Origin of the sequence: Ktedonosporobacter rubrisoli, assembly GCF_004208415.1 — a bacterium.
GTDB lineage: Bacteria > Chloroflexota > Ktedonobacteria > Ktedonobacterales > Ktedonobacteraceae > Ktedonosporobacter > Ktedonosporobacter rubrisoli.
On record NZ_CP035758.1, the window covers coordinates 4,382,755 to 4,402,712 of the forward strand.

The 19,958-nt window shown below is 50.3% G+C and carries 16 protein-coding genes; 8 read left to right on the forward strand and 8 right to left on the reverse strand.

Annotation, left to right across the window (positions count from 1 at the left end; genetic code table 11):
* Positions 1-34 precede the first annotated feature (34 nt).
* A complete protein-coding gene (gene pepF / locus EPA93_RS19340) occupies positions 35-1,834 on the forward strand; it encodes an oligoendopeptidase F (RefSeq protein ID WP_129889084.1) in 1,800 nt (599 codons plus the stop codon).
* 284 nt (positions 1,835-2,118) lie between these two features.
* The gene (locus EPA93_RS19345; protein WP_129889085.1) at positions 2,119-2,364 is read left to right on the forward strand and encodes a CsbD family protein; all 246 of its coding nucleotides are present in this window, start codon (positions 2,119-2,121) and stop codon (positions 2,362-2,364) included.
* A 182-nt stretch (positions 2,365-2,546) separates the two neighbouring features.
* On the opposite strand, the gene EPA93_RS19350 is transcribed toward EPA93_RS19345, so the two are convergent.
* A complete protein-coding gene (locus tag EPA93_RS19350; protein ID WP_129889086.1) occupies positions 2,547-2,822 on the reverse strand; it encodes a hypothetical protein in 276 nt (91 codons plus the stop codon).
* Positions 2,823-2,931: 109 nt separating this feature from the next.
* Here EPA93_RS19350 and EPA93_RS19355 point away from each other — a divergent pair, with 109 nt between their 5' ends.
* A complete protein-coding gene (locus EPA93_RS19355) occupies positions 2,932-3,720 on the forward strand; it encodes an alpha/beta fold hydrolase (RefSeq protein ID WP_129889087.1) in 789 nt (262 codons plus the stop codon).
* Between the two features lie 765 nt (positions 3,721-4,485).
* Positions 4,486-5,640 carry a Gfo/Idh/MocA family protein gene (locus tag EPA93_RS19360; RefSeq protein ID WP_129889088.1) on the forward strand — a complete coding sequence of 385 codons (1,155 nt, stop codon included), beginning with the start codon at positions 4,486-4,488 and terminating at the stop codon, positions 5,638-5,640.
* Between the two features lie 156 nt (positions 5,641-5,796).
* On the opposite strand, the gene EPA93_RS19365 is transcribed toward EPA93_RS19360, so the two are convergent.
* The 3 genes from EPA93_RS19365 to prpB form a co-directional block, all read right to left on the reverse strand.
* Positions 5,797-6,351, reverse strand: a complete 555-nt coding sequence (locus tag EPA93_RS19365) for a nucleotidyltransferase domain-containing protein (protein ID WP_129889089.1) — start codon at positions 6,349-6,351, stop codon at positions 5,797-5,799.
* 82 nt (positions 6,352-6,433) lie between these two features.
* A complete protein-coding gene (locus tag EPA93_RS19370; protein ID WP_129889090.1) occupies positions 6,434-6,709 on the reverse strand; it encodes an MmgE/PrpD family protein in 276 nt (91 codons plus the stop codon).
* Positions 6,710-6,769: 60 nt separating this feature from the next.
* On the reverse strand, positions 6,770-7,666 hold the full coding sequence (gene prpB, locus EPA93_RS19375; RefSeq protein ID WP_129894583.1) for a methylisocitrate lyase: 897 nt from the start codon (positions 7,664-7,666) through the stop codon (positions 6,770-6,772).
* 170 nt (positions 7,667-7,836) lie between these two features.
* Here prpB and EPA93_RS19380 point away from each other — a divergent pair, with 170 nt between their 5' ends.
* On the forward strand, positions 7,837-8,352 hold the full coding sequence (locus EPA93_RS19380) for an Lrp/AsnC family transcriptional regulator (protein WP_129889091.1): 516 nt from the start codon (positions 7,837-7,839) through the stop codon (positions 8,350-8,352).
* Positions 8,353-8,436: 84 nt separating this feature from the next.
* Positions 8,437-11,499: an aminotransferase class III-fold pyridoxal phosphate-dependent enzyme gene (locus tag EPA93_RS19385; protein WP_129889092.1), complete on the forward strand. Its 3,063-nt coding sequence runs from the start codon at positions 8,437-8,439 to the stop codon at positions 11,497-11,499.
* Between the two features lie 183 nt (positions 11,500-11,682).
* Here the strand turns inward: EPA93_RS19385 and EPA93_RS19390 are convergent, their stop codons facing one another.
* On the reverse strand, positions 11,683-12,018 hold the full coding sequence (locus EPA93_RS19390) for a hypothetical protein (RefSeq protein WP_129889093.1): 336 nt from the start codon (positions 12,016-12,018) through the stop codon (positions 11,683-11,685).
* Between the two features lie 638 nt (positions 12,019-12,656).
* Between EPA93_RS19390 and EPA93_RS19395 the strand changes: the two genes are divergently transcribed.
* Together EPA93_RS19395 and EPA93_RS19400 are read left to right on the forward strand one after the other, a co-directional pair.
* Positions 12,657-13,745: a ParM/StbA family protein gene (locus tag EPA93_RS19395; protein WP_129889094.1), complete on the forward strand. Its 1,089-nt coding sequence runs from the start codon at positions 12,657-12,659 to the stop codon at positions 13,743-13,745.
* A gap of 27 nt (positions 13,746-13,772) precedes the next feature.
* The gene (locus tag EPA93_RS19400; protein WP_129889095.1) at positions 13,773-14,150 is read left to right on the forward strand and encodes a hypothetical protein; all 378 of its coding nucleotides are present in this window, start codon (positions 13,773-13,775) and stop codon (positions 14,148-14,150) included.
* Between the two features lie 208 nt (positions 14,151-14,358).
* On the opposite strand, the gene EPA93_RS19405 is transcribed toward EPA93_RS19400, so the two are convergent.
* The 3 genes from EPA93_RS19405 to EPA93_RS19415 form a co-directional block, all read right to left on the reverse strand.
* Entirely contained in the window at positions 14,359-14,808 is a 450-nt protein-coding gene (locus tag EPA93_RS19405) for an HIT family protein (RefSeq protein ID WP_129889096.1), read from the reverse strand.
* Between the two features lie 123 nt (positions 14,809-14,931).
* Entirely contained in the window at positions 14,932-16,593 is a 1,662-nt protein-coding gene (locus tag EPA93_RS19410; protein ID WP_129889097.1) for an FAD-dependent oxidoreductase, read from the reverse strand.
* A 161-nt stretch (positions 16,594-16,754) separates the two neighbouring features.
* Positions 16,755-19,949 (reverse strand): winged helix-turn-helix domain-containing protein, encoded by a 3,195-nt coding sequence (locus tag EPA93_RS19415; protein WP_129889098.1) that lies wholly within the window; start codon positions 19,947-19,949, stop codon positions 16,755-16,757.
* Positions 19,950-19,958: the final 9 nt, after the last annotated feature.

Sequence of the window (19,958 nt, forward strand, 5' to 3'; positions counted from 1 at the left end):
TCTCGTAACCGATTTCTGGAAAGGTAGCGACCCATTGCAGATACTGTATAAGAAACGAGAAGAAATTCCAGCAGAATTTACGTGGAATCTGGAAAGCATCTTTGCTAGCAACGATGAGTGGGAGCAGGCATTCAAAGCTATCCAAAACCTTCTACCCCAACTTGAAAGATTGAAGGGAACGCTAGCACAGAGTGGAAAAGCGCTGCTTACAGTGCTACAGAAGCGTGACGAGATATTCGAGCCTCTTGAGCGCCTGTATGTCTACTCTTCTATGCGTAAAGATGAGGATACCACTAAAGGCATCTATCAAGGGATGGCCGATAGGGCTATGCAACTGCTTGTACAGGCCACGACAACTGCCTCCTTTATCGAGCCTGAAATCCTGGCCCTTCCCCAGGATAAGCTCGACACGTTTATGCGCGAGACTCCCGAGCTGGCTCTCTATACGCACCAACTGCAAGATCTCAATCGCCAGCGCCCACATGTGCGCTCTGCAGAGGTTGAGGCTATCCTGGCTTCCGTGGGTGAGGTTGCTGATGCCCCAGACAATATCTTCTCCATGATCAATAACGCTGATATGAAGTTCCCTCCCATCAAGGATGAAAAGGGGCAGGACGTTGAGTTAACCCACGGCAATTACCTCGTCTATATTCGCAGCGCTGACCGCCGCGTACGTAAAGACGCCTTCGATACCATGCATAGTACGTTTCTTAAGCAGCGCAATACGATTGCCTCTACTCTGGCGGCTCAGGTAAAATCTGACCTCTTTTATACAAGGCAGCGCGACTATAGCACCTGTCGGGAACGAGCTCTGGCGCGTAATAATATTCCGGTCAGCGTCTATGATAATCTGGTAGAGACGGTCAGCGAGCACATTCCACTGCTCAATCGCTACCTGAAGCTACGCAAGCGCATCCTTCACCTTGACGAGCTACATATGTACGATCTTTATGTGCCAATCGTTGAGGAGACAAACGATGCGACGAGCTATGCGCAGGCCAGGGACAATATTGTAGCTGCGCTTTCTCCTCTTGGAGAGAAATATAGCACTATTCTCCAGCAGGCATTTACGCAGCGCTGGATAGATGTCTATGAGACGAGCGGTAAACGTAGCGGGGCCTATAGCGGCGGTGCATATGGTACGCTTCCCTTTATTCTTATGAACTTCCAGGGAAAGCGGGAGAGTATGTTTACGCTGGCCCATGAGTTGGGTCATTCAATGCACTCCTATTTCACGCGTACAAATCAGCCCTATCAATATGGCGACTATACGATCTTTGTCGCCGAGGTAGCTTCGACCTTAAACGAGGGCTTGCTCACCGAGTATCTCCTGAAGAATACCTCCGATCGAGCCGTGCGCCTGGCAATTCTTAATCATTCCTTAGAGGATATTAGAAGCACTCTCTTCCGCCAGACGATGTTTGCTGAATTTGAGCAGCAAATCCATAGCTGTGCGGAGCAGGGAGAACCTCTTACAGCCGATAGGCTGACCGAAATGTACGCGGAGCTCAACAGGAAATATTATGGGGCCGAGACCGTGATAGATGACTTGATTGGCATCGAATGGGCTCGCATTCCTCATTTCTACTACAACTTCTATGTCTATCAATATGCCACGGGCATCTCTGCGGCCTCAGCTCTGGTGCAACAAATCCTGCACGAAGGTCAGCCGGCAGTTGATCGCTACTTGAAATTCCTGAGCTCTGGCTCCTCTGACTATAGCATCGAATTGCTGAAAAAGGCAGGCGTTGATATGACCACGCCCGGGCCGGTCCGTCAGGCATTCCAGCTCTTTGAGACGCACCTGACACAGATGGAGCAGCTTCTAGGCTAAGCTATTCATTCCTCAAAAGGCACTCTCCTGGAGGGTGCCTTTTTGCTATGCTTTTTGATCACCCGCACAATTACCCCCAAAACAGCTTGTAATCTAGCCAGGCGTACGCAGGCAACGAGAACGAATGTATCCGTTCTGGGCCTCTGATCAGTATTACATAGGAGAGTTACTTTCCACGATCCTTTCTAAAAAGCAGGAGCGAGAGGAAGTGACCTCAGGCATTTCTACCGTCAGGATGTCAGACAAAGGCGATTGTCTATAGTTTATAGAAGAGGAGTTCACGTATGAGCGAAGAAAATAAAAATCTCGGCACCCAGGGAAAAGAAGATACTCTCAAAGGTAAACTTAAGCAGGCGGCAGGCAAGGTAGAAAGCAAAGTTGGGCATATTACCGGTAACCGCGAGATGGAAGCCAAAGGCAAGGCCAAGGAAGTTGGTGGTAAGGCTCAATCTGTCGTTGGTAAAGGGGAACAGAAAGTAGATGATGCTCTCAAGCCCCGGCGTACCGAAGATTATCCTGAAGATGTGTAGGTGAGGCTCCCTGGCTTTATCAAGCCAGCCTTACCTACACAGTTCCTCAAGGATACTCGCGAACATCGCAAAGGCATTTCTAGAAAGCAGTAGCCATCTTGATCAAGATGGCTACTTTGCTGTAATTTATATTTGTATAAGGCGAGAACACTGACCAGCTAGACCATCTCCCACCATGCTGCTCAGGCTGCCTTAGAGATGCTAGAGGTCTTGCCTTGTGCTCCCTTACGGCGCACGAGACGCTCGGCAATAGCCCCAATGAGTGCGAAGGCGCAAAATCCCACAAAGAGATGGGCCGCATCTACCAGCCAGTGCAAGTTACCGGCAAGGATGAGCTCCTGGTAGTAGCCAAAAATTGGCACGCTGAAAGCATAAATAATACCTACGATACCCAGGATGATGCCATCCCAAGTTCTTTGTAAAGACGTTTGATTTGATGTATCCCCCTCTGGGTGCATCACAGCTTTTTGCACAGCAGATGCACGGAAAGAGCAAGATGGAAGAAGACTTTTTCGCTGGCATCATGTAAACTTAAGATGCGAAAATATGCGCGAAAGGAAAAGAGCTATGAAAAAAATATATTCAAAAGACGGTACAGCTATTGCATTCGACCAGTCGGGCGAAGGGCCAGCGGTTATCCTGGTGGGTGGGGCGTTTCAGCACCGGGCGATTGACCCAAAGACTGCCAAGCTGGCTGCTCTTCTAGCACAGCATTTTACTGTATTCCACTATGATCGTCGAGGCAGGGGCGATAGTGGGGATACTCTGCCCTATGCCATTGAGCGCGAGATTGAAGACCTTGAAGCTCTTCTCAACGAAGCGGGTGGATCGGCATGCGTGTTCGGTATGTCTTCAGGCGCAGTGCTTACTCTGCATGCTGCGGCTCGCGGCCTCAATATCAAGAAAATGGCCTTATATGAAGCGCCGTTCAATTCTGGTGACGACGATGCCCGTCAAGCAGCTGAAAACTATACAAAGCAGTTGACAGCTTTGCTCGCAGAGGGCCGTCGAGGCGACGCTGCTGCCCTTGCCATGACCACCTTCGGCGCACCTGCACAAGCTGTTGCTGGGATGCGCCAGATGCCCTTCTGGCCTACCTTCGAGGCAGTGGCACCTACGCTCGCCTACGACAGCGCCATCATGGGAGATAGCTCTATACCCACTACATTGATTACATCCATTCCTGTGCCAACGCTGGTCATGGATGGGGGAGCGAGTCCTGCTTTTATGCACAATGCCGCAGAAGCAGTTGCACACAGTCTTCCCAATGCACAACGTTGCACGCTGGCAGGCCAGACCCACGACGTGGACCCCGATGTGCTCGCACCCGTGTTGGCAGAGTTCTTCGCAGGTTGAGAGAATCTTTTCGAGCCTGGGGCATTGTTAAATATGCATAAACTTGCGAAGCTCTTGAGACCAGGCCTTCTCTCTGGAGAGAAGATCTGGTCTCATTCCTAGAGAGCTCTTTTTGCTGTCATCCTGGCCATGCACACCTCCTATTGATAACCTGAAGAGAATACAGTCGTCATACGTAAAGAGGACTAAGCATTCTTTATTTGGGGCAGCTTTCATATGCAGAGAAGACCTTGAAGAAAGTTATATATGACGAGATCCATGAGCTTAAAAAATGTGTGGAAGTTCCTTCACCTCGCCTTTACAATCGCAGGGCAGGACGATTCCCAGAAAGCATAATAGGCGGGGCTGGATGGAGTAGCAATGCTAGCCAATCCACGGCGTGACTAAAATCCGTATGCCATTTCTCAACTAACAGGTAAGAGAATTCGTATTAGTAATGAGGGAAAAAAATAAGCAATTAACTGTACCCATTTTCGCCGAATTATGCATCTTTATTTAAACTCAGCACCGCAAAAGGAAATAGGTGCTTTTCGTATGTTGTTGTAATTAAGTAGATAGATTTCACACCACTTTTCCTTAATTAGTAATTTTGGGATGTATCTATCCCATCCACAATAATAAGTGATATCATTATAGATATCAAAAATAGTAGACCTTCCATACTTAATGATGCTCCCCACTTCACAAGAAGTTGCATCGTTATAGGATTTTTTACAGCATAGATTCCCCGAGAGATTGTAGCCAGAAGGAAAGGAACAAACGACAATGCAGGAGCAGAGACTGAAAGTAGGTATAGTGGGGCTGGGAGAGATTGCTCAAATCATTCATTTGCCAATCCTGATGCAAATGTCAGATCGGTATGAAATCGTAGCGCTCTGTGACATTTCAAAGCAACTTCTCCACTACATTGGCAAGCATTATCGTGTGAAGCATCTCTATACAGACATACATGAAATGGCTGCTCAAGAAGATATAGATGTTATATTTGTGCTCAATAGCAATGAATATCATACTGAGAGTGTTATTGCTGCAATAAATAATCATAAGCATGTCTTTGTTGAGAAGCCTATGTGCTTTACGCTGCGCGAAGCAGACGAAATCATAGAGGCACGAGACGCAGCCGGTGTGCAAGTCATGGTTGGGTATATGAGACGTTTCGCTCCCGCCTTTTTGCGTGGCGTTGAAGAGGTCAAGCAATTGGGGCATATTAACTATGCGCGCATTCGCGATATCATAGGCCAGAACGCCTTCTTCATTGACCAGATCGCCCAGGCTGCGCGCTTTAACGACATTCCTGCCTCCGCACGCGCCGATAGGGCAGAACGTTTTGAAGCCATGATGAAAGAGGCAACAGGAACTGACTCTCCTCAAATTCATAGCATTTATAATACGCTTTGTGGCCTCAATGGGCATGATTTTTCTGCTATGCGCGAAATGCTTGGCTTCCCGCACCAGGTGCTCTCGGCAGCTCAGGGACCAGGACAATTCCTGACGGCAATTTTTGAGTTTGACGGCTATAACGCAACCTTTGAAACTGGCATCGACCATCAGGGACGTTTTGATGCATCGCTCGAAGTCTTCGGCGAAACCAGGACGATACGCGTGCAGTACAACACGCCCTACATTCGACATTTACCTACGCGGCTCTTTGTAGCTCAGACGGTCGGAGAAAAGTATACCGAAACGGAGGTACGGCCTTCATATACCGATCCCTACACGCTTGAGCTTGAGTACCTCTATGATAGCTTGACTGGCGATCAGCAGCCGAAAACAACGCCAGAAGATTTTAAGGAAGATCTTCTTCTCAATCAGATGATCCTGGATGAACTCAAGTATACCCAGGGCAAAGCTCAGACGCGCAAGAAGATACTCAGCTCTGTTCCCGGGCTCTCCGCCCAACGCAAAGAGGAAAGCGCTTGAGTTGACAAAAGAGCCATCAATGCGTAAACAATGAGCCCGTCGCTTTTAAATGAGAAGTGACGGGCTTTTTCGCGAGATAGATCTCACGTTCTGACACTTATTTGTCTCTACGCATATGCAAATTACATGCCAGCGAGAACTACACTCTATCTCGAATCATTCAGTCTCTGCCTGCAGAAATCGCTCGTACTCAGCCGGTAGGGCGATCTTGAATTGCTCACATAAAGCAGCGACATCGCGGTAATCATTTTCGTCAAGTTCATAGCCGGAATGAAATTTTACCAGCCATTCAGGGGAAATGCACTTCACACTATATCCCTGAATTGAACCTCTACCATGTAACGACTCAAAGGGATAATCAACGCCATAAATAAGCTTGCCCTGAGCATCAAATGTGTAGGAGTGGAAATCTACTTCGTGGCCCTGGTCATCGCCCATGACAAAATTGCATTCCCAGGTATCATCACGAGGCACATCTCTATATCCACGTGCCTCTAATAAAGCGCGCAGTTCAGGGACATCTTTGTGCTCTAGTGCTATGTCTACATCTGCATGCAAGCGCGTTTGTCTTCCCAAAAGCGCATCCACGGCCCAACCACCATCAACAATCACTTCAATACCATGTTGCGCAAAGAGCTGCAAGAGCTCAATTACCGCATCGGCGCTCATCTCTGGGGAACGTTGCGACTCAACGCTTTCGCCAGATTTCATAGTTTACCACCTCTCTCAATGCTTGCCTGCCATAGGCTCATGCTTAAAAAATTCTCCTGCTATGCTGTGGGCTTCCAGGGCTTCAATAAAGTACAGAACTCGGGCACCGACAGCTTCTCAAGGCATTGCTAATCGTCCCACACAGCCAGTAATGTCTCGATCTGAGAAGCAGGCCCAGAAGCCGGCGGCAGGCCTGATAGTTCAATGCTAATATGCCGCAGCCCAGGACGTCCATCAGGCAATTGCTGGCACTGCTAGAGGCTGCGGTACTGGTGATTTCAGTCTCTACCACATAATCAGCAATATCTCGTAATACCTGATCGGTACTCAACGATTGGTGAGAAATTGGAGACGACATCGATTTTTCCTCAGTAGGTGATCAAACAAAAATAGGGCTAGCGGATATGCTCAGATAGCCTCAATCGTCCTTATTTTGCTCCTGTTGGGCGAACAATGCATCGAGTTTTTGCTCATAAGCATGATAACCCAGAAACTCATAGAGCTCTTCGCGCGTTTGCATTGCAGGTATCGCCGCTTTCTGGCTTCCTTGCTGACGAATCGTGCGATAGACATTTAGGGCCGCTGCGCTCATCGCCCGAAACGCCGAGAGCGGATAGAGCACCATACTCACCCCGGCTTGAGCCAGTTCCTGGCAGCTAAAGAGAGGAGTCAGGCCAAATTCGGTCAAGTTAGCCAGCACGGGCAAGCCGATCTGTGTAAAGGCACGATATTGCTCCAGAGTGGCCACGGCTTCCGGGAAAAGCATATCAGCTCCGGCCTCCTTATAGCGCCAGGCGCGCTGTAGAGCCGCATCTAATCCTTCGCGGGCCAGAGCGTCGGTCCGCGCCATGATTACAAAATCCTGGTCAGTACGGGCGTCTACAGCGGCTTTGAGGCGATCGACCATCTCTTCTGTAGAAACTATAGCCTTATTTGGACGATGGCCACAGCGCTTTGACTGAACTTGATCTTCGATATGCACTCCGGCCGCCCCAGCCTTACTCATCTCCCTTATTGCACGCGCAATCATAAACGCTCCACCCCAGCCCGTATCTATATCAACCAGGAGGGGCAGCGCTGTAACACTTGTCACGCGACGCACATCTTCTAATACATCGGGCAGCGTGGTAAGGGCCAGATCAGGCAAGCCATAAGATGCATTCGCCACACCAGCACCTGAAAGATAAAGCGCCTGAAAGCCTACCTGCTCGGCCATAATTGCCGCGTAGGCATTGATGACACCAACCATCTGCAGAGGCGTCTCACGCGTTAGAGCAGCACGCAAAAGCGCGCCTGCCTGGATATTCTCTTTCATCAAATCCAATCCTTTCCAGAATAAACCATAGCCCTGGGCGCCAGATAAATCAACCATGAGAAAACTCCCGCCTCATTTTACCTCATAGCTGATCTATCCTTGATTATCAGCTAAAAGCAAGCTATACTTAACGAAGTATAAGTTTTTATTCCTTATTTCAAACGAAAACAATGTCAATAGAGCTAGACGACATCGATTTAAAAATATTGCAGTCGTTGCAGGAGGATGGGCGCATCTCACATGCAGCGCTGGGAAAAGCTGTCGGCCTGACAGGTCCCTCAGTCTATGCGCGCATTTTGCGTCTTGAACGTGAAGGTGTCATCAAGCGCTATACCACGTTCTTTGATCCCGACAAGATTGGCCAGCATGTTGTAGCATTTGTGCGTGTTACCACCCGAACTGCTTTTAGTGACGCGGAGCAGGAAGGCTTCGAGCAATTTGTTATGAAAGAGCCCCAGATTCTAGAATGCCACGATGTGGATGGCGAGGACAGCTATATTTTGAAGATACGTACATCTTCGCCCCAAACCTTGCGGCAATTGCTCAAAGAGCTACGCATGTTACCCTTTGTGGCCCGCACGGTTACCTCTATCGCCCTGGCCACGATCAAAGAAAGCGGGCTGACGATACCGTTACCCTCGCCTATTGAGGGTCCAGGACCAACAGAGCCAGGCAACACAACCTGAAACATTCCCGGCATGCTTCTTCTATACCAGCATGAAACTACCATTAGCATTGTAAGCGTCCAATTCAACAACAGGAGTTTTATTATGGAACTTATAACGCCTGTTTTTAGCGAGCAGGAAGCCGGCGCTCTAGTCAGTCAGTTATATGGCCTTGAGGCTTCGGCCAGACTGCTACCGGGAGAGCGCGACCAGAATTTTTATGTACAGACCAGGCAAGGAAAAACTTTCGTGCTAAAGATTGCTCCCGCCTCAGAAACGTACGATACACTGGACCTACAAAACCAGACGCTCCATTATTTAAGCACGCAGTTACCAGAGCTGGCCTTGCCGCGCGTGCATCCTACGCGTGATGGAGATTTCATTGCCTCTCTCTCGCATGCCAGCGGAACTCAGAGTTTTGTTCGTCTGCTCACCTATATTCCGAGTAAGCTCCTGGCCCAAACCCGGCCCCATACGCCAGAGCTCCTACATAGCCTTGGCCACACTCTGGGCAGGCTGGATCGGGCACTCTTCAACTTCTCCCATCCTGCGGCCCAGCGTGTCCACAAATGGGACGTTTCGCGTGCCGATCAGCTCTATGATGACATCCACTATATCGCACAACCTGGACGACGTAAGCTCATCGAAGAGCTATATAGACAATTCGAGCAGCGCGCCATCCCCTACCTACCAGAACTGCGCCGTAGTATCATTCACGCTGATGCCAACGACTACAATGTCCTGGTTGATGCCACGCGTACAGAGCTCCCACGCGTCATTGGCCTTATCGACTTTGGCGACATGCTCTATACGAACACCATCAACGAGCTAGCAATCGCCGCAGCCTATGCTATGCTCGATAAAGTCGATCCTCTTGCTAGCGCCAGGCATGTCGTATCCGGCTATCATCAGGCCCTACCGCTGACAGAAGCCGAACTGGAGGTACTTTATCCCTTGATCTGCGCGCGCCTCTGCATCAGCGCCATTAATGCCGCCCGTCAGCAAGCCGACCAACCTCACAACAGCTACTTACAGATCAGCACCCAGCCGGTCTGGGCTTTGCTAGAACAGCTTGCTCCGCTTTCAGCACAGCTGGCCCATTATACTTTTCGCCAGGCCTGCGCCCTCCCAGCCTGTCCCCATACGGCAACCGTCGTAGATTGGCTCACCCATAACTCACAGCAGATCGGACGCCTTGTTGAGCCTGAAATGACCGTAGATAATACGCTGGTTTTTGATCTTAGCATAGATAGCTTGGAGCTAGGCAACGTAACAGATTTTAGCGATACTGAGGAATTTGGCCGCCGACTTTTCGCGCGTATGAAAGCTGCCAACGCAGCTATTGGGATTGGCAAATATAACGAAGCACGCCCTATTTATACCGCCCCCATGTTTGACTGCCCGACAGATAATGGCCTGGAACAGCGCACAATCCACGTAGGGCTGGATATCTTTATGGAAGCCGGCACGCCTATCTTTGCCCCCCTGGCCGGCACTGTGCATAGCGTTAAGAATAATGTGGGCGACAAAGACTACGGTCCTACCATCGTTCTGCAGCACAGCATTCCTGAAGCCGAGCTCACCTTCTACACCCTCTATGGCCATTTGAGTACAGATTCTCTTGCCGGTCTGCAGGAGGGCATGCCTATAAAGCGCGGAACGCTTCTTGCCCGCATAGGCAAAGAACACGAAAATGGAGGCTGGCCGCCCCATCTACACTTCCAGATCATCAGCGATATGCTGGGAAAAGGGGGCGAATTTCCTGGCGTTATCAATCCCAGCGAGCGAGAGGTCTGGTTGAGCATCAGCCCCGATCCTAATCTGATTGCAGGCATTCCTGCTGCGTGCTTTCCTAAAGAGCGGAGCATAAGCGATGAGCGCATTCTGGCCATCCGCCAGAAGCATATCGGCAGCAATCTAAGCATTTCTTATCATCAACCACTGCATATTGTGCGCGGCTATCGCCAATATCTCTATACAGATACTGGCCGCCACTACCTGGATGCCGTCAATAACGTCGCTCATGTTGGACATAACCATCCCCATGTTGTGCAAGCCGGGCAGCGCCAGATGGCCATTCTCAATACCAATACGCGCTATCTGCACGAGAACCTGGTTCGCTACGCCGAGCGCCTTTGCGCTATGCTGCCACCTGAGCTGAGCGTCTGCTATTTTGTTTGCTCAGGCAGTGAAGCCAACGAGCTAGCCCTGCGCCTCGCCCGCGCCCATAGCCGGCAAAAAGATATCATCGTCGTAGATACAGCCTATCATGGCAATACTACCACGCTTATCGATATCAGCCCCTACAAGTTTGATGGGCCCGGCGGGACCGGAGCACCTCCATATGTACACGTAGTTCCGCTGCCCGATAGCTATCGAGGGCTTTATCGGGGAAATCAGCCCCAGGCAGGTGAGCGCTACGCCCGGCATATCGCTGAGGTCATCGCGCGCATGCAGCAGCAGGAGAAAGGACCTGCCGCCTTTATCTGCGAATCGATTGGCGGCTGCGCCGGGCAGGTAGTTTTGCCGGAGGGATATCTGCAGGCTGCCTATCAGCATGTACGGCAGGCTGGCGGTGTATGTATCGCCGATGAAGTACAGACAGGCTTTGGTCGTGCCGGCTCCCATTTCTGGGCCTTTGAGACACAGGGAGTTGTACCGGATATCGTGACCATGGGCAAACCGATTGGCAATGGTCATCCTCTCGGCGCCGTAGTCACTACTCAAGAGATTGCCGCTACTTTTGACAATGGAATGGAATATTTCAATACCTTTGGGGGCAATCCAGTCTCCTGTGCTATTGGGATGGCGGTCCTTGATGTCATTGAACAGGAACAATTACAGGAGAACGCACGCAAGACGGGCGCCTATCTGTTACAGGGCTTACGTGAGCTTCAGGGCAGGCATCCCTTAATAGGAGATGTACGCGGTCTGGGCCTTTTTATCGGTGTAGAATTAGTTCTCAATCGTGAAACGCTGGAACCTGCCGCTGAGCAAGCTGCTTATATAGCCAATCGCATGCGCGATCACGGGATCTTAATCAGCACCGATGGGCCCCTGCATAACGCTTTGAAGATCAAGCCGCCAATTGTCTTTGACGAAGCCAACGCTGATCTTCTGATAGCCGCGCTTGACAAGATTCTCGGCGAGGATTTTGTTCAGGTATAGGACAAAGCATTCCATTCCCTGGCAAAGCTTTGTTCTTTGCCAGGGACTTATCTCATAGCCTGCTCTCCAGCGTGTCTATTCTCAGATGCCTGTTACTATCCCCTCATCACTATCCACAACGAGGCAAGCAATAAGCCGCTCTGTCAATTTTCCAGAAGCAATTAGCAATAGTACAAGACCAGCTTACAACAGCTCATCGCTTGAGGGCTCCTGAAGAAGATCGCTGTTTGCCTGCCCCTCCTCGGCTTCTTCAGGAACAGGCAAATCCTCAGGAACAACTGGATTGATAAAGCCAATAAGCAAGCGAATAATCCCGATCAAGGTAATCAAGATCCCCAGCCCAATCACAATCCAATCAATCGAGGGGATACTCCCGCGCAGAAGTATCGCCAGCAGAACGATAAGCAGGCCCAGCAGAATAATGGTCAAGCCACTGGCAATAAATTTATTCGATTTCTCCCGTACAGCCAGATAAAAGATTCGCGAGCGTCGTTCATTTTTGACATTATCATCTGCCATACAACAAACTCCCTTCTGTCGTGGAAGAACTCCCATCGATGATGACCATCTTGCAAATATTATACTTCAAGCGAGGCAATTTTGTGGCTCAAGCAGTGCGCTCATTCACTTTTGCGGCAATTGGAACTTTAGCCGAAATGACATCATTAGCTTGCTAATTTTTCCAGAGAGTATCATTTATACTCATTTTTCGAGAAACATTAATTTTAGTGATATCAATAATCAGAGTAACGGAGTATACTTTAGTAGCGTGCTCTAGTATTACGGAGCAGACAGAGACTGTCGGCGCTTATAAGGGAGAAAGGAGATAATGCTCACGCTAAGACCAGACCGACAAAATTTCTTCGGACTTATTGGATTACTTTAACCAGGCCTACCTACTAGGCCTTCGTTTACTCCGCATGATGGATTGAGGATGCATGCAGATAGCCTATGGAACTAGAAGTACCCGAAAAGCTGATCCATTATATATGCGCAGCGCAAATTCCATAAAGTTCCATTAGCTCATTCATAATAGGTACTAATCGACGAATTGAAAGATACGGGACCAGTACCAGTTCGTTAAGAAAAGTGATATACACACTATTCATGTGGAGTGGATATTTAGGTAGAAAAGTAGACAGAAAGGAATCGATTCCATGAAATGGTATCCCTACGGACATGACTTTGGCAATGCGGAAATGGGTGGCGTCACGGTAATCAATGGGAGAACAGTGTCTCTCAGCGTCCCTACTGCATTTGCCAAGGCGGATATCAGTGCAATGAATAGCCTTGGTGTTAAAGTAGATCAATCTAATACACACACTATTCGCTTTTATGGTGAAGAACTAGCCTACTCTGTAGGGGAGCTGGCGCTACAGCAGTCCATTGAGGTATACCACGGACGTGGAGATATTCAGCGCTATGCCAGCAGATATAGTCTGCGCGGCCTATTAACTATCGCGTCATCACTTATTCCTGATCCAGAATTTGGGTTACACGTGGTCACGGGCTTGCCAGCCGAAACCTACATTAAGAATTTGAGCCTACGCAACAACATCAAAGCAGCACTGGATGGGAAGCATGTCTTTACAACTGACAATGGTAAAACCTGGCGCAGCGTTACTATTGAGGTTGCCACAGTTGTGATGGAAGGAGCCGGAGCGCTCATTGCTTATGGCGATAAATCAGCCAGCAAAACAACTGAGAGTGCGGTGATCGACATCGGTGGTCGCACTACTGATCTTTATGTGGCTCGCGGACAGGTTCCTGTCGCTGAGTACTGTAAAGGCAAGCCTCTGGGTGTCGAGACGGCGACTCAAATGCTCATAGATACATTTGAGAACAAATACGAGCGCCCGCTTTCGCTGCTTGAGGCACGCGAGATCATGTATGCCTACGCATCTAATGGCGAACATAACTACCCTGATATCTCTGTCTATGGAAAAGCTGTTGGCTCTCTTGAGCTAGATCGTCTGGCCAAAGAGGCAGTAAATCAGGTTGGCAGTGAAATTGTCTCATTTGTCGCTATGGTCTGGCGCCAGAGCGATCGCGATGCAGTCGCGGCAAGCTTTAAGCCAGTGCTCAGTATTGGTGGAGGTGTCTACTATTTCTATCGAGTCCTGAAGCAGCGCATCCCGCATCTCTCTCGTCCAGACGATCCTATCCATGCAAATGCGCTTGGTTATTGCACACTAGCCGGTCGTTTACTTATTCGTAAGGTCCAGGCTAATGGGGTTAAAGCATAACTACTCAGAAGAGAGAAAGATAGTTATATGGCACAGGATACAGAAAAGTTTTTGTATTTTAATGTTGGTCTCCTCAAAGACTCATTTACGCTGGAAGCGCTCAGACAAGACGCCCTGAAGTATCATATGATCGATCATCCAGGTCAATTAATCGCTCTTCGTCTAACTGAGTATTATGAAATGATAAGTAGGGGGCAGAAGCCTCCCGCAGCCAGTTTCTCGCTCGATACGCCGCCGGTTCCCGGCCTTACAGGATCACGAGAAAATGGCACAGGTACGGCTAAGGCAAGTTCTCAGGTGGCTCAAGCAAACGAACATACTCCGGTGGACGATAGCCCGCTCACCACTTCACCAGATGCCGACTTGAATGCCGATGAGGCAGCCGATTACTGGACGTCCATGTAAGGGGGCCGAAAGGGAAGCTGGTATGCTTAAATAGATGAGGTTGGCATGACAATGCTACATGAATATGCAGTTTTGGGCTAACCACAATCCTATGCAGCAATCATTAGGAACGCTCAGCCAATTTTACCTTTAAACCTTTCTGACCCTCAAGAGCGCTGAGCGCAAGTTAGAGCAGAAAGTCTCAAGCTTGCGCTCAGTTGCGGGTTGCTTAGCGCACAGCCTGCAATTTGCGCGTGAATTCCTCACAAAACGCAGTCAACGCTTCAGCCGAAAGGGCCTGCTCACCTTCTACCTTTAAAAGCTCAAAGATTCGCGGTCCCTTGAGATGCTCTGGCAAGTTAGCTGGTTTTGGCACAACATGAATATGAACGTGGTGAAAGCCCTGGCCTTCGGCAAAGCACATCATGTACTCTTTCTGGACCGCAGGATCGGTATGCATTGCTTGAACCAGCTTATATTCAATCTCGGCCAGTTCCTGGAATTCCTCTTTGCTTAGCTCATGCAGCGCTTCGATATGGCGCCTGGGCAAAATGACAAGCCAACCAGGATGGCTTGTTGGGTAGGCGTGATCGACAACCCAGGACTCCCCTTGATAAATATACGGACCTGGCGAGATACGCCGCTCACCACTCAAATTCAGGCATGTAAGACATTCCATGCAATATCCTCATTCCTACGATGTTTTACCCAATAAGTATAACATCATAAGGCAGAGGGCCAGCAAAGCCATGTGAGCTAGCTTTGCCGGCATCTTATCATCGCCCTTACTCTTGCCAGAGAACTATTGAGCACTTGAAGCCTGATAGCCCAACAATTGTTTAAGCACTTGCGCCAGCGACTCTTCAGTAACTGGTGTTTCTTGTGTGGAACGCCAGGCCACAAAGCCATCGGGGCGTAGGAGAAGCGCCTCCCCATCCCGACTCCCTACCGCCGCCTGCCACTTATTCCCCTCATCCTGCAAATCGCCTTCCGGCCCGATTCTATAGGCCCGCAGAGGCAGCCCTTGTCTCTCAGCTAACGCACGAGCCACCTCGCACCAGGCTTGCCCTTTCTCATCCGTCAGCAGCACAAAGCGCTTATCGCTCAAATCGAGCGTCGAGACCAACGTATCTTCATGACGCAGCCAGACATGCGGAACACGCGTTCCTTGCTCACCGGTAAGCGTCAAGCTATCAGTATTTGTCTCTGCTGAAGCATTCGCGATGATAGCTCGCGAACGATACTGATAGCCCACAATCAGCAGAAACGGGTTAATCAGCTGCTTTAGATCCTCGGCATTGTTCTCGGTGGCAACCCCATAGCGTGTAAAAATGTCTGTCCCAAGAGCAGCCTGTTTACCACATATGCAGGCGATTGGACGCCGCTCCGCTTCGTAGGTCGTCAGCAGAGTTGGGGAGGCCAGACCTTTGTAAACAGCCGCAAGTTTCCAGGCGAGATTGTGCGCATCGGCAATACCTGTCGTTCCTCCCAGTGCACCCCAGGGCGGCATAAGGTGAGCAGCATCTCCAGTTAGCAGAATCCGACCTTGTTGATAGCTATCGGCAATATGCACCGCCGATTCCCAGGGACTAATTTGCTTGATTTCAATAGCTATCTCGGACACACCAATAGCCCGCTTGAGCAGCTCGATACAACGCTCGACAGGAAAGTCTTCAGGTTTCTCGCCTTTATGTGGGTCATAAGAGAGATGGAAAGCCCAGCGATCTGTGTTATTTAGCGCGATAAACAGACCACGTACGTGCTCATTCTCAATGAAGCACTGGCTGAATGTGCGTCCCTTGACTAGCTCGCTCAAATCGGCCATAAAGTAGATGTTGAGATAGTGCTCTAACGTTCCTTGCCCACTCGTTGAGATCTTGAGAGCCCGGCGGATAGGGCTGCGTGCTCCATCAGCAGCAATCATATAATCAGCGCGCACGACAAACTGTTTGCCAGTAGTTCGTTCGCAGAGGACAGCTGTTACACCTTCCTTGTCCTGTTCAAAACTTAGCATTTCTGTTGAGAAACGGATGTCACCACCCCGTGCGCGCGCCGCCTTGAGAAGCACTGGCTCCAATTCATCCTGCGGACAGAAACAGAATGAGGCGGGCGCGATCTCCTTATCCATATAGCCAGGTGTCTTGAGATTGATCTGTTGTGCCTGCGCACTAATCAGCGTTTCGCCGACTCGCAGACCCCCGAAGTGCCCCTGCTTAATGGTAGTGGCCCCTACACGATAAATCTCTTGATCGAGCCCAATCTCGCGGTACAATTCCATGCTGCGAAAATGCACGCCACGAGCGCGTGGCAAGATAGAAGTTCCGGCATGGCGCTCCACCAGCATAAAAGGCACTCCCTGATGCTGAAGAAACAAGGCTTGCGAGAGGCCAATCAGCCCGCCACCGACAATCAAAACCGGTATATGTTCATCATAGTGCAAAGCCTTCTGTTGAGTTATATCCATATTTGTCTTTCCCTTTCGCGCGTAATCACGATGTCGATAGGGCAAAGTTTAGCCTGCATCCGGGTAAGCTGACATCACACGAATAGATAATTGCCTGGATGATTAGCTTCTTGAAGATCTTGAAGCGAAGGAGGGAAAATAGCCAAGGAATGGGTCAGGATTTAGAGCAAGTGTAGGGTTCGTGCGAGCTCGCTGGCTTCAACCCGATTAGTAACGTTGAGCTTACGATAAATACTCTGTACTTGCTTACGGATGGTGTTCACCGAGACAATCAAGCTCTCAGCAATCTCAGGGTTTGTGCGCCCGGCTGCCAGCAGCTGTAAAACGCGTTGCTCCTGCGCCGAGAGCGGTTCGCTTAGAGCCGCCGGGAAGACCGGCTCGTTCGCCAGATCCAATTGATCTGTGAAGGCCCGTAGGATTTTCTGCAGATAGGGGCTAAGTGCTTTATCGCGTATATGGGGAACAAGCTGTCTTAATACTCTGACCAACGGCTCTCCTTCATCTAGATAGAGCCTTAAGTAGCCCTCAGCATACGTCTGACGCAGCAGAGTATGCAGCATCTGTGGTAGATCACGGCGTAGCTTACACGCGGCATAAGCCAGGAGCAAAATGGCCCTGATTTCTACTGCAATTTTACAATGCCCGGCCGCCTCAGCCGCAGTAAGCAGCCAGGTAAGCAACTCTCTGGCTCTCTCAGCTTCTTCCCGGGCAAGATACAGCCGCGCCGTCAGCAAGAAGTATCGTTCGCTGGCGTAAGATAATTGTGTTTTCTCAGGTTGTGTAAGCAGCGCCGTTTGTTCCGCTTCCTCAAGCCCGATTGGAGATAACAAGGGCAGCTTTTCATAGGCGGCAAGCTGCTGCAAGCTTCTTTGCGCTCCTGCAATATCTCCCTCAGCGAGGGAGCAGCGCGCCTGGGCAAGCAGTACAAGGCTGTAGAGCCGCGCTTCATATCGGGGCGATAAGTGGACAAGGAGCGTTGTTAAGTTGTCCCGAGCTGCATCAGGCCGTCCCTGTACGCTGTGTAGCCGCGCTAACATCACGCCCGCCTGGACACGCGGCTCTTTGCTTTGTAATTGTTCCCCAAGCTCGTAGGCTTCTTGCGCGGCCTGCTCAGCCGCTTCTAGCTCATCCCATTCGTAGAAGAGGTGGGCCAGGCTGATTTGAGTCTCTGCAATATCGTTAACATCGTTATATGTCCTGGCCTCGGCAAGCACATACTGCAAATATTCAGCCGCCAGGTGCAACTCACCCAATTCAATACAAGTGCGAGCTAACAGCAAGGTATTTCCCCGCACGCCATGAGGATTCTCCCTGGCTATCCAGAGATCACGTGACTCCAGAAACATACGCCTGGATAGCACAAACTGGTCACGAAAGAGAGCACTAATACCAATAACCGTCAGACAGATTGCTCGCTCGCTCTGCCTATCGAGTGGAAGCCATTCAAGCGCCTGGATGGCATATTCTCGCGCCTGGTCTATATGCTTGCGACGTTGGGCAACCATAGCCAGGAGCGCCAGAGTTATGCCTGATTGGAGACGATTCTGTCTTTCGCGCCAGATCTCGGCAGCCCTTTGCAAAAGTTGCTCAGCCTGAATAAGCAGCTCCTGCGTTAATTGATCAGGGCCTGGCCTGAGAATCATTACCGTTACATAAGCCAGATAGAGCTGCGGACAGTCACTCATCCTTTCCAAAGAGACGTGTTCGAGCCAGCGGCGTAGCAAATGTATATCGGGATATTGGCGCATATCTGCAGTATCCGTCAGCCTGGCCAACAAGGCTAGCATATGTTCCTCGTCTCCGGCCTTAAATGCCATCTCCACAGCCTCTATGAGCAAATCCTGTTGCTCATACCATTGACTGGCTCGCTGAAAGAGCGCTTGTAGCGTATCTGCACCCAGGCGCTGACGGGCCTCCTCTTGCATAGCCTCAGCAAAGAGCTGATGGTAGCGATACCAGGCTTGCGGACCCTCCAGCCGCTCAAGAAAGAGATTGGCCTGCACCAACGTTTCCAGAATATCCTCACTTTCCTCAAGGCCCGTCAGGAACTCACAAAGAGGAGCTGTCAAGCGAAGCAAGATACTGGTTTGTAGGAGAAAACGCTGGACGATCTCAGATTGCGCAGAGAGCACTTCAGCCACGAAGTAATCGATCCAGACGCGTTCGCCTCCACTTAAGGTCGCCAGATAGTATTCAATAGCGGCGGGATTTTTTCGCTCCTGCAGAGCCAGCGAGATCAAGCGTAGTCCAGTTGGCCAACCTTCCAGCCGGTTTGCAAGTCGCGCACTATGTTCCGGTTGAAGCACAGCCGTGGGCTGCAGGAAGGTGGCCGTCTCTGCTGCCGAAAAGCGCAAATCATCGGCTCGGATCTCGCATACTTCGCCGTTTCCACGCAGGCGGGCCAGTGGAAGCGGCGGTTCAAGTCGCGTCAATAGTACAAGATGTAGCGTTATGGGGAGATACTCAAGAAAAAAGGCTAAGGTTTCATGCACTCCCGGCTCGTCAATCGTATGATAATCGTCAAGGACAAGCAGGGCACCCTCGTTCAGGTTCGCAAGTTCGTTGAGCAAAGGTATGAGCGCCTCCTCCTTTAGGGAAGGGGGCTCGAAGGGCGGTAACCACGCTCTTGCCAAGGAGGCGGAAGACAGCAGCTTAGTCTTGATACCAAAGCTCTGGCAGGCCGTGATGACATAGTTCCAGAAGCGTATGGGATCATTATCATTGCTATCTAGAGAGATCCAGGCAACACGGGTAATTACAGTTCGCGCGGCAAGCCATTGTCTCACCAGGGTAGTCTTACCAAAGCCGGCAGGAGCCGTAATGAGGGTCAACTTGCCCATTCTGCCAGCATCGAGCCTGGCAAGCAAGCGCTCACGAAGAACTAAAGATGCGGCCAGGCGCGGCAAGTGCAGCTTGGGAGCAAGCAATATTTGCTGCTCTGCTTCCATAGCATCAGCTACATTCTGCTGCGGGCTCGTATCACTCTGCGCAACTGCCACCTTGGGAACTGGCTCACAAGATACATTTGTGCCCTGCTGAGCCAGGCTGGCCGCAACTTGTTCCAGGCGGGCCACGCTCAGTTCAGCACTACGTCCGACATAGCGCTTCTCGACACGGTTGCCCTGGCGCCGATAGGCGTACCAGTAACTCTTTCCGCTTTTCTCACGCCCTTCTCTCAGCACAGAGAGGTGGCCATTTTTCCCCTCAAAGGCAAACGAGGAATGATCTGCTAACCAGGCAAGCCATAGCTCCTCATTCTGTATAAGCAAGGGCTCTAAGATATTTTTCCCCTCGATAAGCTCGTAACGCGACAGTTCGGCAGACCAGGTGAGCGTATATTTGGCAAATCTCGGCATTAGCTCGTC